The following is a 16,128-nucleotide window of genomic DNA, read 5'->3' as shown; positions in this document are numbered from 1 at the left end:
AGGCGCTCGAGCCTGAGAGGATCGCGGGCCACGGGCATGGTGGAGTGAAAGATACCGCACCGCGCCCGGGAGGAGGAGAGCGCTCTGGCGGTGTCCCCCCGCCAGAGCGCGCAAGCGCGTCAGCGCTTACTTGGCCTTCTGACCACCCTGCTGCTGGCCGCCCTGCTGCTGACCGCCCTGTTTCGGCTGGCCGCCCTGCTGCTGGCCCTTCTGCCGGTCCTGCTCCTTGTCGAGCTGGACGGGCTCGCCGCTTTCCTCGTCGTCGCGCTCGCGTCGCCGTTCCTCCCTGGGTTCGGGCTTGAGAGTGTCCGGCCCGGGCTGCGGCGTGAACTCACGACATCGCGAGACTCCTTTCTGTCGATTGCCACTGACGTTGACAGACTCGCTTGGAGCAAGGCCTGTACCAGAACACTCCGCGCCGCCGCTGTAATACCTGGAATGTAAGGCTGGTCAGTCGACTGGCTCGATCCGCTCGAGGGCCCAGGCGGCGGCCCGGCGAGCGACAGGGTCGTCGTCATCCAGCAAGCGCCGGAGGGCGGGGCGGGCCTCGGACGCGCGCCGGTTGCCCAGCGCCACCGCCGCGTTCCTGACGAGCCCGCGGCGCTTGGCGCGCGAGATCGCGCTGCCGCGGAAGCGGGCGCGGAACGCGTCATCGTCGAGGGCCAGCAGCGCCTCGAGAGGACCCAGGGGCGCCGACGCCGCCAAGGCCGGCTCCCGGGTGGGCGGCGCCTTCCGGTTCCAGGGACAGACCTCCTGGCAGACGTCGCAACCAAAGACCCAGTCGCCGACGGCCGGGGCGAGCTCGGGGGCGATGTCGCCCCGATGCTCGATCGTCAGGTACGAGATGCACCGGCTCGCGTCGAGCACGTACGGCGCGACGAAAGCCCGGGTCGGGCACGCGTCGAGACAGGCCGTGCAGGCGCCGCACCGGTCGGGCTGCCGGGCCTCCGCGTCAAGGGTGGCGGTCGTCAGCACGATCCCGATGAAGAAGTACGAGCCCAGCTCGGGCGACAGGAGGTTCGTATTCTTACCGATCCAGCCGAGCCCCGCCTGCGCCGCCAGGTCCCGCTCCAGGACGGCGCTCGTGTCGACCGCGACGCGGCTCCGGATCCCGGGGCCGGCGGCCTCGTCGATGAAGGCGGCCAGGGCTCGGAGCCGCGGCCGGATGACGTCGTGGTAGTCGCGCCCCCTCGCGTAGCGGGCGACCGGGCGCCAGTCGTCGGTGGCGCTCCCCGGCGCCGGGTTGTAGTTCAGGGCCACCGCGACGATGGAGCGGGCGCCAGGCAGCAGGCGCGAGGGGTCGACCCGCTCGGCGCGCGTGCGCGCGAGATAGTCCATCGTCCCCGCATGCCCGGCGTCCAGCCACCGGTCGAAGGCGGCGGCGTGCTCCGGCGGCGCCGCGGGACCGACGGCGACGCGGTCGAAGCCCAGCTCGCGCGCCCGCGCGGTGACGGCCTGGGTGAGCGCGGTCCCCAGGAGCCTCATCGGCGCCGCGCCTTGACGATCAGGTGCGCCCGCGTCAGCGTCCGGCCCCCCTCTTCGAGGAACTTGATGTAGCGGAACCAGCGGCCGTCGACCCGCCACCTCTCCTCCAGCCCCACCACCGCCGCCAGCGCCTCCTCCACGGAAGCGAACGTCTTCACCTCGCGGTCCATTTCGAGGTGCTCGATCTCGAACCCGGTCCGCTCGAGCAGGCCGCGCGCTTGCGCTTCGTCGTAGGCGAAGCGCGAGCGGCGTCCGGTCTCCCGCCACTGATCGGCGTGGAAGGCCACGAACGCGAAGACCTGCCCCGCGCGGAGCGCGCGGCCGGCCCGCTCCGCGATCGCGTCGGACATGCAGAGGTGGGCGGCCACCAGGTCGGGGGCGAAGGCGCCGTACTCGACCGTTTCGGCGTCGGCGACGATGAACTCGACGTGGGCGAGGCCGAGCGCCTCGGCGCGGCGGACCGCCTCGGCGATCGCTGTCGCATCCCGGTCGATGCCGACCACGCGCCGGCAGTGCCCCGCCAGCGTCAGTGCGAGCCGGCCGCGTCCGGTGCCGACGTCCAGGACGGCGCGTTCCCCCAGCCGCTCCGCGGCGAGGAGGCCGAGGAACAGGGGACTGATCCCCTCAGCGGTGGTCGTTCCGGGCCGCACGCGACCATGCTATCGTGGCGGCCCCGGCCGCGCATCTGTGGATCCCGCCCGCCGAGGCCTACCGGGACGCGGGGCGCTGAGGGCGGAAGGCGTCTCCGGCGGCCCTGACCGGCGAGAACCAGCGCTGGGCGATGACGGTGGGAATCACCGCGCTCGCCACCACGACGCTCACGAGGACCGAGAACTGGGCGCGGTCGAGGATCCCCGCGTTCAGGCCGTACAGCGATGAGATCGTCCCGAAGGTCAGGCCGGTCGACATGAGCAGGGTCGTGAACATCGCGTCGTTCCGAACGTAGCGCCGCGCCACCGGGTAGATCCCGCAGAACTTGGTCACCTGCTTGACGGCGAACAGCGCCAGCAGCAGGCCCACGTTCGCCCACACCAGCGCGAGAGAGACGTTCATCCCCCCTTTGAGGAAGAAGAACGGCGTCAGGAGCGCGAAGGCCACCACTCGAAACCGCCGCGTCAGCGCCGGATGCTCGTGGAAGACCCTGGCCAGCGCCAGCCCGAGGACGAACGCGGGAAGGACGGCGTGGCTCTGAGCCTTCTCGGCCAGGAACATCAGGACGAGGAGGGCGGCCACGGCGCCCTTGATCTCCGGCTCGATGACCCGCTCGCCGTAACGGGAAAAGAACCACGGCTGCAGCGCGATCATCGCCCAGACGATCGCGACGGACACGCCCAGGAAGGGCAGGAGCCACCACGTCGGCCGGATGAACAGCAGGGCCAGCGTGAGGGCCACGCCGAAGTCGGTGACGAAGGTGGACGCCATGATCAGCTTCCCCAGCGGCGTCAGCGTCAATCCCGTTTCCACCAGCACCGCATAGACCACCGCCAGCGAGGTGGTGGAAAGCGCGACCCCGGCGATCTGGGCCGCCGGCGTCGACCAGCCGAGCGCCCAGGCGCAGAACAGCCAGGCTCCGAGGAACGGAGCGGCGAAGGAGAGGCCGCCGATGACGACGCTCTCCTCGAGCTTGTCCCGCATGATCCGGGGGTCGACCTCGGCCCCGGCCAGGAACGTCAAGAGGATGCTGCCGAATGACGCCAGAAAGTCCATCCAGGGCGGGCTCTGCAATCCGAACGCGTTGCCGGCGATGACCCCGAGGCTGATCTCGATGAGCGCGACCGACACGCCGAGCTCTACCGAGGCGATGCTGGCGAGCAGGACGAGCAGGCCGCCGATGACGGCGATGGAGAGACTTTCCAAACGGCTATTCCCTCCTAAAAAAGAACCCCTACCGGCGCTTACCGGTAGGGGTCATCAGCCCCGCGATCCGCGAGGCGGTTTCAGGCGAACCCCATCGCCCTCAGCTGACTAGGTCAGGTGCGATTATGCACCGCTCCGTTCCACCGTCAAGGCTCCCAACCCATCAACCCGTGACCGCCCCCTCCGAGGCCGAGGAGACCAGCCGCGCGTACTTGGCCATCGCTCCGGACCTATAGCGGGGCCGGGGGGGCTTGACCGCCTTCAGCCGCTTCCGGAGCTCGGCCGCCGGGAGCTCGACGTCGAGCCGCCGCTTCTTGATGTCGATCACGACCGTGTCCCCGTCCTTGACCGCCGCGATCGGACCGCCGACGGCCGCCTCGGGCGCGACGTGGCCGACCATGAAGCCGTGGGTGGCTCCGGAGAATCGGCCGTCGGTCATCAGCGCCACCGAGGCGCCGAGCCCCGCGCCCTGGAGCGCGCCGGTCACCTGCAGCATCTCGCGCATACCGGGGCCGCCCTTGGGCCCTTCGTAGCGGACGACGATGAAGTCGCCGGCCTTGATCTTCCCCGCCTTGACGGCCGCGAACGCGTCCTCCTCCCGGTCGAAGACGCGCGCCCGGCCGCGAAAGACCGACTGCTCGTGCCCCGCCAGCTTGGCCACGCAGCCCTCGGGGGCCAGGTTCCCGCGCAGGATGGCCAGACCGCCGTGGTGCGCGATCGGGTTGGAGAGCGAACGAATCACCTTCTGGCCGGGCGCCTCGCGGGCGGCGCGGGCCTCCTCGCCAATGGTGCGGCCGGTGACCGTCATCTCCTTGTCGTTCAGCAGCCCGGCCTCCAGCAGGCGCTTGGCGACGACGGTCATGCCGCCCGCCTCGTGCATCTCGGGCGCCGTGTAGTGGCCCCAGGGCTTCATGTCGGCCAGGAGCGGCGTCTTGCGCGAGATCCGGTCGAACTCGTCGATGGTGAGCCCGACCTCCGCCTCCCCCGCCACCGCCAGCAGATGCAGCACCGCGTTGGTGGAGCCGCCCGTGGCCATCACGCCGGCGATGGCGTTGTGGAGCGCCTTGCGGGTGATGATCTGGCGCGGCCGCACGCCCTTGCGCAGCAGATCCATCACCAGGCGGCCGGTCTCGACGGCGACCTCGTCCTTGCGCGGATCGACGGCCGGCACTCCGTTGAAGCCCATCGGGGAGACGCCCAGCATCTCGAAGGCCGTGGCCATCGTGTTGGCCGTGAACTGGCCGCCGCAGGCGCCGGCGCCCGGGCAGGCCCGGTTCTCGATCTCCTTGAGCTCGCGCTCGCCGATCTTCCCAGCGTTGAACGCCCCGATGGCCTCGAAGACGTCCTGGATGGTGAGCCGACGGCCCCGATGCTCGCCGTAGAGGATGGAGCCACCGTAGAGCATCACGCTGGGGAGGTTCAGGCGCGCCATGGCCATGACCATCCCGGGGATGGTCTTGTCGCAGCCGGAGACCCCCACGAAGGCGTCGAGCAGGTGGCCCCGCGCGACCAGCTCCACGGAGTCGGCGACGACCTCGCGGCTGATGAGCGAGGCCTTCATGCCCTCCGTCCCCATGGCGATGCCGTCCGTGACCGAGATCGTGTTGAACTCGATCGGCGTGCCGCCGGCGGCGCGGATGCCCTCCTTCACCTTCTCGGCCACTTTCCGGTGGTTCCAGTTGCAGGGCGTGAACTCGCTCCAGCAGTGGGCGACGCCGACGAGCGGCCGGGCCAGGTCCTCGTCGGTGAAGCCGATCGCCTTGAAGAAGGAACGGGCGGCGGCGCGGTCGGCGCCGTCGAGCAGGACACGGCTCTGGTGACGGGGATCGAACGTCATGGTGACACGACTCCCTTCTGCGGAGTGGCCGCGGCCGGACGCTTGGCGACCAGGAAGGTGAAGCGCCCCCGCTGGACCACCACGCCGCGCTGATCGATGACCTCGTGGTCCTCGATGATGATGCCGCCCTCGCGCCTGGAGCGGCGCAGCGCGGCGCGGGAGGCGCCGTAGACGGTGTCGCCGGCGCGCAGCGGCTGGAGGAACTGCCACTCGACGCTGAGGAAGGCCGTGACGGCCAGCGGCGGGCGCGGCACGCGCCAGCCGAGTCCCGTCGACAGGCACAGCGGGAGCAGCTCGGGCACGGCGCCGGGATCATCCACCGGCTCGCCGGCCAGGCCCCGAAAGAGGTTCACGTGCGCCTCGGTGAGGGTGATGGCCGGCGTGGCGAGCTCTTCGCCGACCCTGACGTCCTCGAAGTAGGTCAGCTCAGCCGGCACGCCGCTCCACCATCAGGTCGGTCTCGCCCTCCTGCACCACCTCGCCGCGCTGGTTCAGCACCTTGCGCTCGAGCGTGATGAGCCCGCGGTCGGGCTTGGCGGTCTCCTTCTTGGCGATCACGCGCGCCCACAGGCGGATGGTGTCGCCGATCTTGATCGGGCCCTTGAACTTCCAGCGGAGGCCGACGAAGGCGAGCGTGGCGTAGGCCTGAGTGGCCCGCGTGAAGAGGCCCGCCTGGACGGCGAGGCCGAGCAGGCCGTGGGCGATCCGCTCCCCGAAGATCGACTGCTTCATGAACTCGGCGTCGGTATGGAGCACGTTGTAGTCGCCCGACAGTCCGGCGAAGAGCACGATGTCCGTCTCGGTGACCGTCCGACCGGGCGACTCGTACTCCTCGCCCAGCTGGATGTCCTCGAAATATCGTCGGGCGACCGTCATGCCCGCGTAGGATACCACAGCGCCCCTCGTTGACCCCGCCCGCGAGGCGGTGCTATTCTCGCCGCACCCTAGCGACCATTTCCGCGTTTCTGGAGGCAGGACATGGAGCGACGCAGGTTCATCGTGAAGGCCGGCGGCGTGCTGGTGGCCGCCGGGGCGACGGCAGCCGTCGATGCGCCCAACGTCATCGCCCAGCCCAAGTACCAGTGGCGGATGGCGACCAGCTGGACGCCGGCGCTGGACGTGCTGCAGGGCAACGCCCAGCGGTTCGCCAAGATGGTGGACGACATGAGCGGCGGCCGCTTCAAGATCCAGGTCTATGCCGCCGGCGAGCTGATCCCGGCCTTCGGCGTCTTCGACGGCTGCTCGCAGGGAACGCTGGAGATGTACAACTCGGCCGCCTACTACTGGGCGGGCAAGGAGGCGGCCTGCCAGTGGTTCACCGGCGTGCCCTTCGGCATGAACCCGAAGGGGCAGTACAACTGGTATTACTTTGGCGACGGCCTCAAGCTCTGGGAAGAAGCCTATAAGCCTTTCAACCTCGTCCCGCGTCCGTCGGCCTCCACCGGTGTCCAGATGGGCGGCTGGTTCCGCAAGAAGATCAACACCATCGCCGACTATAAGGGCCTCAAGTTCCGCATGCCCGGCCTGGGCGGAAAAGTCATCGCCAAGGCCGGGGCCACCGTGGTGCTCACCCCCGGTGGCGAGATTTATACGGCGCTGGAGCGCGGCGTCATCGACGGGTCGGAGTGGGTGGGCCCCCACGACGATATGAAGCTTGGGCTGCATCAGACCGCTCGTTACTACTATTATCCGGGCTGGCACGAGCCGGGGACAACCGGCGAGTTCGTCTTCAACAAGAAAGCCTACGAGTCGCTGCCCGTCGATCTCCAGCGTATCCTGGATCACACCGCAACTGCGATCCACACGCTGGAGTACGGCGAGTATGAAGCGAAGAACATCGTCGCGCTGGAAAAGCTCCGCACCGAGTTCAGGAACAAGGTGGAGATCCTACCTTTCCCGGCCGACGTGCTCAAAGAGCTGCGGAAGCTGGCGACCGAGGTCAACAAAGAGGAGTCGGATAAGAGCGCGATCGCCAAGAAAGTCTACGAATCCTATAGCAAGTTCCAGGCCGGGCAGCGATCGTGGGACATCATGACGGAGATGGCGTTCCACAACTTGATCTCCGCGTAGCCGGAGGTGGAGCCGGCCCTGGTGCCCTGAGAAGGGGTCGCGAGCGGCGGAGCATCTGCTCCGCCGTTTCTCTTTCGGGCCCGATATAATTGGCCTCGATGACAGCGCGGTGGCTGACGGTCCTCCTGTTCCTGTACGTCGCGCTCGACTTCTCGAACCCGCTGATGCCGGGCGCGGTGAGCTTCGACGCCGACGACTCGGTGGAGGGAGTTCGGGCCGAGCGTCCCCGAATCGACGACCAGGACGCCATCGGGGTTCCGACCCTGCCCCCCCGCCTGATCGCGCCGGAGCCGGGCCATCCCCTGCCGTCGCGCTGGGTGTCGCGGCGCGGCCGGTCGCACCACCGCATCTTCGTGCCGACGCTGGTCCACGCCAGTCCCCCCGAGCGAAGGTCGTCTCTCGAAGATCACTAGCTTCCGCCATCCGCTCTCGTCCTGATCGCCACCGCCCTCAGGGGCGGTGAACCTCCCTTCCAACTGCACAGGAGAGTGAGATGGCAAAGTCTGACAAGACCGGGATTCTGGTCGCGGTCGGGATGCTGGCGGTCGCGCTCGGCATCATCGCCATCCTGAAGCTGGTCATCGGGTGATGGAGGGCGATCCGGCGGCGCGAGTTGCCGCATTCGCGCTGCAACTGGCCGTCGTGCTGATGGCCGCCCGGATCGCCGGCGAGCTGGCGGAGCGAGCGCTCCGCCAGCCAGCCGTCGTTGGGGAGATCGTGGCCGGAGTCATCATCGGCCCCTACGCGCTGGGGGGCGTCGCGCTTCCCGGGCTCGGCCCCGTCTTCCCGGTGCCGGACGCCGGCGGTCCCCTTCCCGTGTCCATCGAGCTCTACGCCCTCGGACAGCTGGCGGCGGTCCTGCTGCTCTTCGTGGCCGGTCTGGAGACCGATCTCGCGCTCTTCCTGCGCTACCTCGGCCCCGCGGCGCTGGTGGGTCTGGGCGGCGTGCTGGTGCCGTTCGCAGCGGGTGCGGGCGCGACAGTGCTGGCCGGGGCGGCGCCTTCGTGGAGCCACCCCACGGCGCTGTTCGTCGGAGCCGTCATGACCGCCACGTCGGTCGGCATCACCGCGCGGGTCCTGGCCGACCTCGAGCGGATGGACACCCCGGAAGCCGTCACCGTGCTGGCGGCGGCGGTCGTCGACGACGTCCTGGCCATCATGGCGCTGGGCCTCGTCGTGAACATCTCGCAGCAAGGCCGCGTCTCAGCCGGCGAGCTCGGGGCCGTGGGCCTGAAGGCGTTCGGGATCTGGATCTTGATAACTGCGGTCTTCCTCCTCGGCGCCGCCCGGTTGGAGCGCGCGATCAACGCTTTCCGGAGCGCGGGCGCCCCGGTGGCGCTGGCGCTGGCGGCGTGCTTCCTGGCCGCCTGGGTGGCCGAAGCCTTCGGGCTGGCCATGATCATCGGCGCCTACTCGGCCGGGCTCGGGCTCTCGGCGCGACCGCTCGCACACCGCCTCCAGCAGGAGCTGCAACCCATCTACCGTTTTCTGGTGCCGGTCTTCTTCGTCCTCGTCGGTATGCTCGTCGACGTGCGGTCGCTCGGGGGCGCCATCGAGTTCGCCCTCCTGATCACGGCGCTGGCGGTGGCCACCAAGATCGTGGGCTGCGCGGCGCCCGCGCTGGCGGTCGGCTTCAACGGGCTGGGCGCGGCCCGCATCGGCGTGGGCATGCTGCCGCGAGGCGAGGTCGCGCTGATCATCGCCAGCGTCGGCCTGACCGCCGGCGCGATCGACCACACGGTTTTCGGCGTCGCGGTCGTGATGACGCTGGTCACGACGGTCCTGGCGCCCGTCGTCCTGGTGCCGCTGTTCCGGAACCCCCGGAGCGGCCGGCGAGGCGGCGCCCCTGGTGCCGTTCCAACTATTCGCGCCTAGGAAGGCACCGTGTACGTCGTTCGTGGACAGATTTAGTATCAACAAGTTGGAACGGCACTAGCCCCTAGCCCCGGAAGAACCGGATGAGGGCGAACACGATTTGCGGGTAGGTGATGATCAGCGCCAGGCCGATGAGCTGGAGCGCGATGAAGGGCACCACGCCGCGGTAGATCTCCTCGGTCTTCACCTCGGGAGGCGCCACGCCGCGCAGGTAGAAGAGCGCGAAGCCGAAGGGCGGGGTGAGGAACGACGTCTGGAGGTTCACGCCGATGATCACGCCCAGCCACACCGGATCGAAGTGGAAGTGCTGCACCAGCACCGGCGTCAGGATGGGAACGTGGATGAAGCAGATCTCGAAGAAGTCGATGAAGAAGCCGAGGAAGAAGATGACGCCCATGACGATGGCCAGCACGCCGTAGGGCCCGAAGGGCAGGTTCAGGAGCAGGTCCTGCACCAGCCTGTCCCCGTTGAGCCCGCGAAACACCAGGCCGAAGGTGTTGGCGCCGATCAGGATGATGAACGAGAGGCTGGTGATGCGCGTCGTCGTCCGCATGACGTCCTTGAGCATCGGCACCGAGAAGCGCCCCTTGAGCATCGTGAGCATGAGGCCGCCGGCGGCGCCCACGGCCGCCCCCTCGGTCGGCGAGGCGATGCCCACGAAGATCGAGCCGAGGACGGCCACGATCAGGATGAACGCCGGCGCCAGCGCGAGGGCCACCCGCTTGAAGGCTTCGGTCCGGAAGGCGGCGATCTCGGCCTCGGGGATCGGCGGGCAGAGGTGGGGCCTCAGCTGCCCCAGGATGGCCAGGTAGATGATGTAGAGCCCGACGAGCACGAAGCCGGGCAGGAACGCTCCGATGTAGAGGTCGCCCACCGAGACGCCCAGGATGTCGCCCAGGAGGATCAGGATGATGCTGGGGGGGATGATCTGGCCCAGGGTCCCCGCCGCGCAGATGGTGCCGGTGATCAGCTCCTTGTTGTAGCCGCGCTTGAGCATCGTCGGCAGCGACACCAGACCCATCGTGATCACGCTGGCGCCGACGATGCCGGTGGAGGCGGCCAGGATCGCGCCCACCACGACGACGGAGATGGCGATGCCGCCCCGCAGCTTCCCGAAGACGAGGGCCATGGTTTCCAGCAGCTCTTCGGCCAGGCCTGATTTCTGCAGGGCCACGCCCATGAACACGAAGAGCGGGACCGCGGTGAGGGTGAAGTTCGTCATCGTCCCCCAGATGCGCAGAGGGAGCAGGTCGAAGAAGGACAGCCCGAAGCCGATGAGGCCGAACAGGAGCCCGTTGAAGATCAGGCTGAAGGCGACCGGAAAGCCGAGGAACAGGAAGACGATCATCCCGATGAACGTCATCGCCGCGAGTACCTGGTCCCACGGCAGCCCGAACATCAGTGGATTTCCTTGACGCGCTCTTCCCGTGGTCCGCGCTCTTCCCAGCCCATGGCCCAGTAGAAGTTCTTGATGGCCTGGGAGATCCCCTGGAGGATCAGCAGGACGAACCCGACGATGATGACCGCCTTGTAGGCCCAGCGGGCCGGAATGCCGCCGGGGTCCGGCGACCCTTCGTTCACTGCGAAGGAATGCTTGACGAACGGCCACGTGGTGTACAGGATCAGCAGCGCCGAAGGGAAGAAGAAGACAAAGAGCAGGACGAAGTCCAGGGCCGCCTTCGTACGCGGTGAGAGCTTCGCGTAGATGATGTCGATGCGGACGTGCTCGTCGTAGAGCATCGTGTAGCCGGCCGCGAGCAGGTACACCAGGCCGAAGAGGTGCCACTCCAGCTCCTGGACGAAGACCCAGCTGAGGTTGAAGAGGTAGCGGAAGATGACGTCGCCGAAGACGACGGCGACCATGCCGAACATCAACCACGAGACGCCGTTGCCGAAGCGTTCCTGGAACGCGTCGATCCTCCGGGCCAGCTCGCGAAGCATGGAAACCCCTCGGCCTGAGACGTGGGACAGCGGCCACGACCTTTAGCACGCCGGACAGGGGGCGTCAATCCTTGACACTCGGCGGGACGCGCAGTTAGAGTTCAGACCGACCAGTCGGTCTGGGGCCGGGGCGGGACCGGCCGTGGTCGAGTTCGCACTGAGGAGGCCAGGTGGCCGTGCGCTTCGCCGATGCCCGTCTCCAGCCCGTCTGGGACAAGGTCCGGAGCGGCGAACGTCTGACGCGCGACGACGGGCTGCTCCTCTTCGCGACCGACGACCTGCTCGGCCTCGGACGCTTGGCCGACCATGCCAAATCCGCGCGCGAAGGCGATCGCGTCTACTTCGTCATCAACCGCCACATCACGCCGACCAACGTATGCGTGCTGGCCTGCCGCTTCTGCGACTTCGCCCGCAAGAAGGGGCAACCCGGCGCTTTCGAGTACACCATCGAGGAGATGGTTGGACTGGTGCGGGAGGGCGTCCGCGAGGTGCACATCGTCGGCGGCCACCACCCCGACTGGCCCTTCGAGTACTACGAGCGGGCGGTGGCTGCCATCCACGCCGCCCATCCCGAGGTGCAGATCAAGGCCTTCACGGCCGCCGAGATCGACTACTTCTGCCGCCGGTGGAAGATCGAACCCAAGGAGGCGCTGACGCGTCTCCGGGCCGCCGGGCTGCAGTCGATGCCGGGCGGGGGCGCCGAGATCTTCTCCGGCCGGCTGGCCCGCGAGCTCAAGTACACCGGCAAGGCCGATCCCGACCGCTGGTGCGAGATCCACGGCATCGCCCACGCGCTCGGCATCAGGACCAACGCCACGATGCTCTACGGCCATATCGAGACCATGGCCGAGCGCGTCGATCATCTGCTGCGCCTGCGCGATCAGCAGGACGCCTCGGGCGGCTTCCTCACCTTCATCCCCCTGGCCTACCAGGTGGGGACGACGAAGCTGGTGCCCCGCCAGACGCCGCCCACCGACAGCCTGCGCACGATCGCGGCGTCGCGGCTGCTGCTGGACAACTTCCCGCACGTCGAGGCGTACTGGGTGGTTCTCGGCGAGGACACCACGTCGGTGGCGCTCCACTTCGGCGCCGACGACATCAACGGCACGCTGGAGGACGAGCGCATCCAGCACATGGCCGGCGCCGAGACGCCGGCCGGCGTCGCCCGCGAGCAACTCCTGCGCATGATCCGCGAGGCCGGCAAGACGCCCGTCGAGCGCGACGCGCTGTACAACGTGGTGCAGGTCTGGAACTAGTGCTGGAGCAGGTCCGCGACAAGGTCCTCCGCGGCAGCCGTCTGAATCGCCAGGAGGGGCGCTGGCTCCTCACCGAGGCCCCCCTGCTGGAGGTGGGCGCGCTGGCCCAGGAAGTCCGATGGAGCCGCATCCCCGAGAAGCGGGTGACCTTCGTCATCGACTCCAACCCCAACTACACCAACGTCTGCATCACCGACTGCCAGTTCTGCGCCTTCTACCGCAAGCCCGGGGACCCCGAAGCGTACACGCTCACGGTGGACGAGGTGCTGGGCAAGGTCGAGGCGGCGGCGGCCAGGGGCGCGACGACGGTGCTGCTCCAGGGCGGCCACAACCCCGCGCTCCCCCTCGACTACTACCTCACGCTGGTGAGGCAGACGCGCCGGCGCTTCCCCGGGGTGACGCCGCACTTCTTCACCGCCTCCGAGATCCAGACCATGGCCCAGGCGAGCGGTCTCACGGCGGGGGACGTGCTCGACCGGCTGTGGGAGGCCGGACAGCGGACGCTCCCGGGCGGGGGCGCCGAGGTCCTCTCCGAACGGGTCCGCCGGCGCATCGAGCCCAAGAAGGGCGGGCCGGGCGCCTGGCTGGAAGTCCACCGCGAGGCGCACCGCCGCGGCTTCAAGTCCACGGCCACGATGATGTACGGCCACGTGGAAGAACCCGAGGACCTGCTCGACCACTTCGACGCCATCCGCGAGCTTCAAGACCGGCACGGAGGGTTCACGGCCTTCGTGCCGTGGTCCTTCAAGCCGGGCAACACGCTGCTCGAAAAGTGGATCAAGCGCTACAAGGGGCCGAACGCCTACCTCCGGATGCTGGCGGTGGCGCGGCTCTATCTCGACAACTTCGGCCACGTGCAGGCCTCCTGGTTCTCGGAAGGCAAGCGGGCGGGCCAGATCGCGCTGCACTTCGGCGCCGACGATTGGGGCGGGACGCTGTTCGAGGAGAACGTGCACCGCGCGGCGGACTACGTGAACACGGTCGGCGTCGACGAGATCGTGACGCTGATCCGCGAGGCCGGCTTCACCCCCGCCCAAAGAAACACCGAGTACGAAATCCTTCGGACGTACTAGATCGCGTCGAGCGGTGGGATCGCGGGGATCAGCTTCTTCCGATGCGCATCGGTGAAGAGCCGCTTCAGCGCCGCCATGCCCTCGTCGCCCAGCTTCACCGTGTAGTCGTTGACGTACATCAGCACGAACCGCCGCGCCGTCTCCTTGTCGATCCCCCGTCCGTAGCACATCGCGTACTCGAGCGCCTCGTCGACGTTGGCGTGGCCCCACGCGATGGAGTCACGCAGCCCCTGCGAGAGCGCGCGGTGCATGGGGTCGCCGAGATCGCGTCGCATGACGTTCACGCCGAGCGGCAACGGCAGCCCCGTCTCGCGCTGCCAGACCTCGCCGAGGTCCAGCACCTTCACGAGCCCCATCTTCTGGTGCGTGATCTGGCCCTCGTGGATGAGAAGCCCGAGGTCCGCCTGGCCGTCCAGGACGGCCTGCGGGATCTTGTCGAACGCGACCTCGATGAGCGCGGGCTCTTCCGGCACGAACATCCGCAGCAGCAGCGACGCGGTCGTGTGACTGCCCGGGATCGCGACCACCTTGTTCGGGATGTCCTTTGGATCGATCGGCTCGCGCGCGACGAGGATGGGGCCGTAGCCCTTCCCCATCGACGCGCCGGGATCCATCATGCGGTACGTGTCGGCCACGAGGACGTAGGTCGCCGCGGACACCGCGGTCACCTCGAGCTCGCCCGTGCGCGCGCGGCGGTTGAGCGACTCGATGTCCTCCAGCACGTGCTCGATCTGGACATCCGGGATCTTCACCTTCCCCGCGGTGAGCGCGTAGAACATGAAGGCGTCGTCGGGATCCGGGCTGTGACCGATCCGCACCACCTGCATTCGGGGGCTCCTTAGCTCGTGAAAGTCGCGACACGGGATAAGATTCTCAGCGCCGCGCTCGAGGTATTCGCCGGGAAAGGCTATCACAGGGCTATCGTCGACGACATCGTGCGCGCCTCCGGCACCTCGAAGGGCGCCGTGTATCACCACTTCTCGCGCGCCTCATCCTGCTCGAAGCCGTGAGCCTCGGCGCGACGTACCAGGCGAAGCGCGCCGAGGTCGCCGGGCGTTTCGCGGCGCTCATCCAGGGCTGTCTCGACGAGGCGGTCGCCGAAGGCTCGATCGCCGCGCTCGACACGCGCGTGGCGACGCTCGCGTGGCTCGGCGCGGTCAACGAAGTGGTGATCCAGTGGCTGCACGGCGGGATCGACGACCTGCGCGGGACGATCCCCGCGCTCACGCGGCTGCTCCTGCGCTCGATCGGAGCCTAAGCGAGCGCGCGCGAGCGGGGCGCGGCGCCGACGGCCCGCAGCGCTTCGCGGAGATCCATCAGGGTCACCGGCCCGCGGACGAACGGCACGCTGGTGCGCGCGACGAAGGCGTCGATGGCCTGCGTCGGCTGGCCGCACACGAACACCATGCGGCGAGTGAGCTCCGGCCACGTGTTCTGGAACGCCATGTAGAGGTCGCCGCCGTCGATTCCAGGCATGCCGAGCTCGCTGACGATGACGTCGTAGTCGGCATCCCACACGAGCTGGAAGGCCTTCGCGCCGTCGGTGACCGCATCGACCTGATCGCCGGGCAGCGCGAGCATCTCCGACAGCCAGGTGGCCGTGTCGCGCGTGGCGCTCACCACGAGGATTCTCTGACGCTGCATCGCGGGCCACGAAAGCGGCAAGACCGGTGCCAGAAGCGAAGGTCAGTAAAACCGGGAGGATGCGCGAAGGAGGGTGACGACAGCCTGACGGTCCGACGGTCAGGATGGCATCGGCGATTAGTCGGCGAAGACGATCCTCACGTCCCCGGCCCGGATGGAGCGGATGATCGCATCCCGGGACCGCGGCGCCTCGACCTCCACCCACGCGCGGCCGAAGTGCGGCGGGCGGTGCGCGTCGTCCGTCGCGATCTTCACGAGCGGGATCGTCGGGGTGTCGTAGAGCTCGCGGTAGTGTCCGGTGTCGGTCACCTCGATCGCGTCGAGCGGCCATCCCCAGCGACGGATCTCGCCGATCCGGTCGATCGTCTCGCCGACACTGAGCTTGTAGCGCGCGGGATGGTTCAGCACCCAGAGCGTCTCGGTGTCGCCGTCGATGCGGCCGACGTGCTGCGCGAAGCGCGGATAGTTCAGCTCGATCCCGCGGAAGAGCAAGAGCCGGGGCGCGAGCCGCTCCAGCGCCCGCTCGTACGCCGGCCCGTCGAGGTTGTCGTGGTCCTCGTGATCGGTGATGGCGAGAAAGTCGTAGCCGCGTGCCTCGTATTCCTCGATGAGCGCGGCGGGGCTGCGGACGCCATCCGAGAACGTGGTGTGCGCGTGGAGGTTGCCACGCAGGAGCGGCATCAGCGACGACCCGTGATCAGCGGCCCGGCGCGGGCGCCGGCCTCACCGCGGGGGCGGTGCGTGGCGCGGCGGCGGGACGGGGCGCAGCGCCCCACGTGAACCCAAACCCGAACGACAGCCAGCCGGCCTGCTCGCGGTACATCGTGCCCGGGGCGCCGACCGGGAGGTTCTGCGACGTCCAGCCGGCCAGCCCGTAGCGGCCGCGCGTGGTCGGCGTCTCGTACTCCTGCGAGAGCGGCGCGATGAACGCGGGATCGTACGGCACGCGGACGCCTTCCGGATACCAATCGTTCTCGCGGGGCTGCGTGATGTCGTAGTACGGGCCGGGCGCCACCCAGTCGGGGCGCTCTTGCGGCGGCGGGGTGGCGCGGATGTCGACCTGCGCGAGCGCCGGGGTGGCGAGAGCCAG

Annotated in this window: 20 protein-coding genes and 1 riboswitch; of the genes, 8 read left to right on the top strand and 12 right to left on the bottom strand. The window is 68.8% G+C overall.

The window, feature by feature from the left end:
- Positions 1-90 precede the first annotated feature (90 nt).
- On the top strand, positions 91-444 hold the full coding sequence (locus VGV13_05180) for a hypothetical protein (GenBank protein ID HEV8640472.1): 354 nt from the start codon (positions 91-93) through the stop codon (positions 442-444).
- A gap of 6 nt (positions 445-450) precedes the next feature.
- On the opposite strand, the gene queG is transcribed toward VGV13_05180, so the two are convergent.
- The 6 genes from queG to VGV13_05150 all read right to left on the bottom strand — a co-directional run bounded on the left by queG (position 451) and on the right by VGV13_05150 (position 6,073).
- Complete coding sequence (gene queG / locus VGV13_05175; protein ID HEV8640471.1) at positions 451-1,485, bottom strand: tRNA epoxyqueuosine(34) reductase QueG; 1,035 nt, start codon at positions 1,483-1,485, stop codon at positions 451-453.
- Positions 1,482-2,135: a class I SAM-dependent methyltransferase gene (locus VGV13_05170; protein ID HEV8640470.1), complete on the bottom strand. Its 654-nt coding sequence runs from the start codon at positions 2,133-2,135 to the stop codon at positions 1,482-1,484. The genes queG and VGV13_05170 overlap by 4 nt, the downstream gene beginning before the upstream one ends.
- Before the next feature lie 58 nt (positions 2,136-2,193).
- Positions 2,194-3,342, bottom strand: a complete 1,149-nt coding sequence (locus VGV13_05165) for a cation:proton antiporter (GenBank protein HEV8640469.1) — start codon at positions 3,340-3,342, stop codon at positions 2,194-2,196.
- A gap of 38 nt (positions 3,343-3,380) precedes the next feature.
- Positions 3,381-3,450, bottom strand: a riboswitch (Fluoride riboswitch).
- Between the two features lie 55 nt (positions 3,451-3,505).
- A complete protein-coding gene (gene ilvD / locus VGV13_05160) occupies positions 3,506-5,179 on the bottom strand; it encodes a dihydroxy-acid dehydratase (GenBank protein HEV8640468.1) in 1,674 nt (557 codons plus the stop codon).
- A complete protein-coding gene (locus VGV13_05155; GenBank protein HEV8640467.1) occupies positions 5,176-5,616 on the bottom strand; it encodes a hypothetical protein in 441 nt (146 codons plus the stop codon). The genes ilvD and VGV13_05155 overlap by 4 nt, the downstream gene beginning before the upstream one ends.
- Positions 5,606-6,073, bottom strand: a complete 468-nt coding sequence (locus VGV13_05150) for a MaoC/PaaZ C-terminal domain-containing protein (protein ID HEV8640466.1) — start codon at positions 6,071-6,073, stop codon at positions 5,606-5,608. The genes VGV13_05155 and VGV13_05150 overlap by 11 nt, the downstream gene beginning before the upstream one ends.
- An 84-nt stretch (positions 6,074-6,157) precedes the next feature.
- On the opposite strand from VGV13_05150, the gene VGV13_05145 reads away from it, so the two are divergent.
- The 3 genes from VGV13_05145 (at position 6,158) to VGV13_05135 (ending at position 9,124) form a co-directional block, all read left to right on the top strand.
- Positions 6,158-7,249 (top strand): ABC transporter substrate-binding protein, encoded by a 1,092-nt coding sequence (locus VGV13_05145; protein ID HEV8640465.1) that lies wholly within the window; start codon positions 6,158-6,160, stop codon positions 7,247-7,249.
- Positions 7,250-7,347: 98 nt separating this feature from the next.
- The gene (locus tag VGV13_05140) at positions 7,348-7,662 is read left to right on the top strand and encodes a hypothetical protein (GenBank protein ID HEV8640464.1); all 315 of its coding nucleotides are present in this window, start codon (positions 7,348-7,350) and stop codon (positions 7,660-7,662) included.
- Positions 7,663-7,837: 175 nt separating this feature from the next.
- Complete coding sequence (locus tag VGV13_05135; GenBank protein HEV8640463.1) at positions 7,838-9,124, top strand: cation:proton antiporter; 1,287 nt, start codon at positions 7,838-7,840, stop codon at positions 9,122-9,124.
- A 64-nt stretch (positions 9,125-9,188) separates the two neighbouring features.
- Here VGV13_05135 and VGV13_05130 read toward each other — a convergent pair whose 3' ends face one another.
- Positions 9,189-10,487, bottom strand: coding sequence for a TRAP transporter large permease subunit (locus VGV13_05130; GenBank protein ID HEV8640462.1), 1,299 nt, complete (start codon positions 10,485-10,487; stop codon positions 9,189-9,191).
- A gap of 35 nt (positions 10,488-10,522) precedes the next feature.
- Positions 10,523-11,065, bottom strand: coding sequence for a TRAP transporter small permease subunit (locus tag VGV13_05125; GenBank protein HEV8640461.1), 543 nt, complete (start codon positions 11,063-11,065; stop codon positions 10,523-10,525).
- A 170-nt stretch (positions 11,066-11,235) separates the two neighbouring features.
- Here VGV13_05125 and mqnE point away from each other — a divergent pair, with 170 nt between their 5' ends.
- Entirely contained in the window at positions 11,236-12,321 is a 1,086-nt protein-coding gene (gene mqnE / locus VGV13_05120; protein ID HEV8640460.1) for an aminofutalosine synthase MqnE, read from the top strand.
- Between the two features lie 41 nt (positions 12,322-12,362).
- Positions 12,363-13,394 carry a cyclic dehypoxanthinyl futalosine synthase gene (gene mqnC, locus VGV13_05115; GenBank protein HEV8640459.1) on the top strand — a complete coding sequence of 344 codons (1,032 nt, stop codon included), beginning with the start codon at positions 12,363-12,365 and terminating at the stop codon, positions 13,392-13,394.
- Here the strand turns inward: mqnC and VGV13_05110 are convergent.
- Positions 13,391-14,221, bottom strand: a complete 831-nt coding sequence (locus VGV13_05110; protein ID HEV8640458.1) for an MqnA/MqnD/SBP family protein — start codon at positions 14,219-14,221, stop codon at positions 13,391-13,393. The two genes, mqnC and VGV13_05110, sit on opposite strands and share 4 nt — an antisense overlap.
- 18 nt (positions 14,222-14,239) lie before the next feature.
- Between VGV13_05110 and VGV13_05105 the strand changes: the two genes are divergently transcribed.
- Together VGV13_05105 and VGV13_05100 are read left to right on the top strand one after the other, a co-directional pair.
- The gene (locus tag VGV13_05105) at positions 14,240-14,404 is read left to right on the top strand and encodes a helix-turn-helix domain-containing protein (GenBank protein ID HEV8640457.1); all 165 of its coding nucleotides are present in this window, start codon (positions 14,240-14,242) and stop codon (positions 14,402-14,404) included.
- Complete coding sequence (locus VGV13_05100) at positions 14,401-14,652, top strand: hypothetical protein (GenBank protein ID HEV8640456.1); 252 nt, start codon at positions 14,401-14,403, stop codon at positions 14,650-14,652. The genes VGV13_05105 and VGV13_05100 overlap by 4 nt, the downstream gene beginning before the upstream one ends.
- Here VGV13_05100 and VGV13_05095 read toward each other — a convergent pair.
- The 3 genes from VGV13_05095 to VGV13_05085 form a co-directional block, all read right to left on the bottom strand.
- The gene (locus tag VGV13_05095; protein ID HEV8640455.1) at positions 14,649-15,014 is read right to left on the bottom strand and encodes a response regulator; all 366 of its coding nucleotides are present in this window, start codon (positions 15,012-15,014) and stop codon (positions 14,649-14,651) included. The genes VGV13_05100 and VGV13_05095 overlap by 4 nt on opposite strands.
- Positions 15,015-15,155: 141 nt before the next feature.
- Complete coding sequence (locus VGV13_05090) at positions 15,156-15,719, bottom strand: PHP-associated domain-containing protein (GenBank protein ID HEV8640454.1); 564 nt, start codon at positions 15,717-15,719, stop codon at positions 15,156-15,158.
- A 16-nt stretch (positions 15,720-15,735) separates the two neighbouring features.
- Positions 15,736-16,128 (bottom strand): hypothetical protein (locus VGV13_05085; GenBank protein HEV8640453.1); only part of this gene is annotated, 393 nt, incomplete at its 5' end.

It is taken from the genome of Candidatus Methylomirabilota bacterium (genome assembly GCA_036001065.1).
Taxonomy (GTDB): domain Bacteria; phylum Methylomirabilota; class Methylomirabilia; order Rokubacteriales; family CSP1-6; genus MNEF01.
The sequence above is the reverse complement of the archived record's forward strand: the minus strand, read 5'-3'. Positions and strand labels throughout refer to the sequence as shown.

Bases quoted from the DNA above. Each gene is read 5' to 3' on its own strand.
- ilvD (HEV8640468.1), bottom strand. From the start codon at position 5,179: ATGACGTTCGATCCCCGTCACCAGAGCCGTGTCCTGCTCGACGGCGCC.
- VGV13_05110 (HEV8640458.1), bottom strand. From the start codon at position 14,221: ATGCAGGTGGTGCGGATCGGTCACAGCCCGGATCCCGACGACGCCTTC.
- VGV13_05130 (HEV8640462.1), bottom strand. From the start codon at position 10,487: ATGACGTTCATCGGGATGATCGTCTTCCTGTTCCTCGGCTTTCCGGTC.
- queG (HEV8640471.1), bottom strand. From the start codon at position 1,485: ATGAGGCTCCTGGGGACCGCGCTCACCCAGGCCGTCACCGCGCGGGCG.
- VGV13_05135 (HEV8640463.1), top strand. From the start codon at position 7,838: ATGGAGGGCGATCCGGCGGCGCGAGTTGCCGCATTCGCGCTGCAACTG.
- VGV13_05145 (HEV8640465.1), top strand. From the start codon at position 6,158: ATGGAGCGACGCAGGTTCATCGTGAAGGCCGGCGGCGTGCTGGTGGCC.
- VGV13_05125 (HEV8640461.1), bottom strand. From the start codon at position 11,065: ATGCTTCGCGAGCTGGCCCGGAGGATCGACGCGTTCCAGGAACGCTTC.
- VGV13_05140 (HEV8640464.1), top strand. From the start codon at position 7,348: ATGACAGCGCGGTGGCTGACGGTCCTCCTGTTCCTGTACGTCGCGCTC.
- VGV13_05090 (HEV8640454.1), bottom strand. From the start codon at position 15,719: ATGCCGCTCCTGCGTGGCAACCTCCACGCGCACACCACGTTCTCGGAT.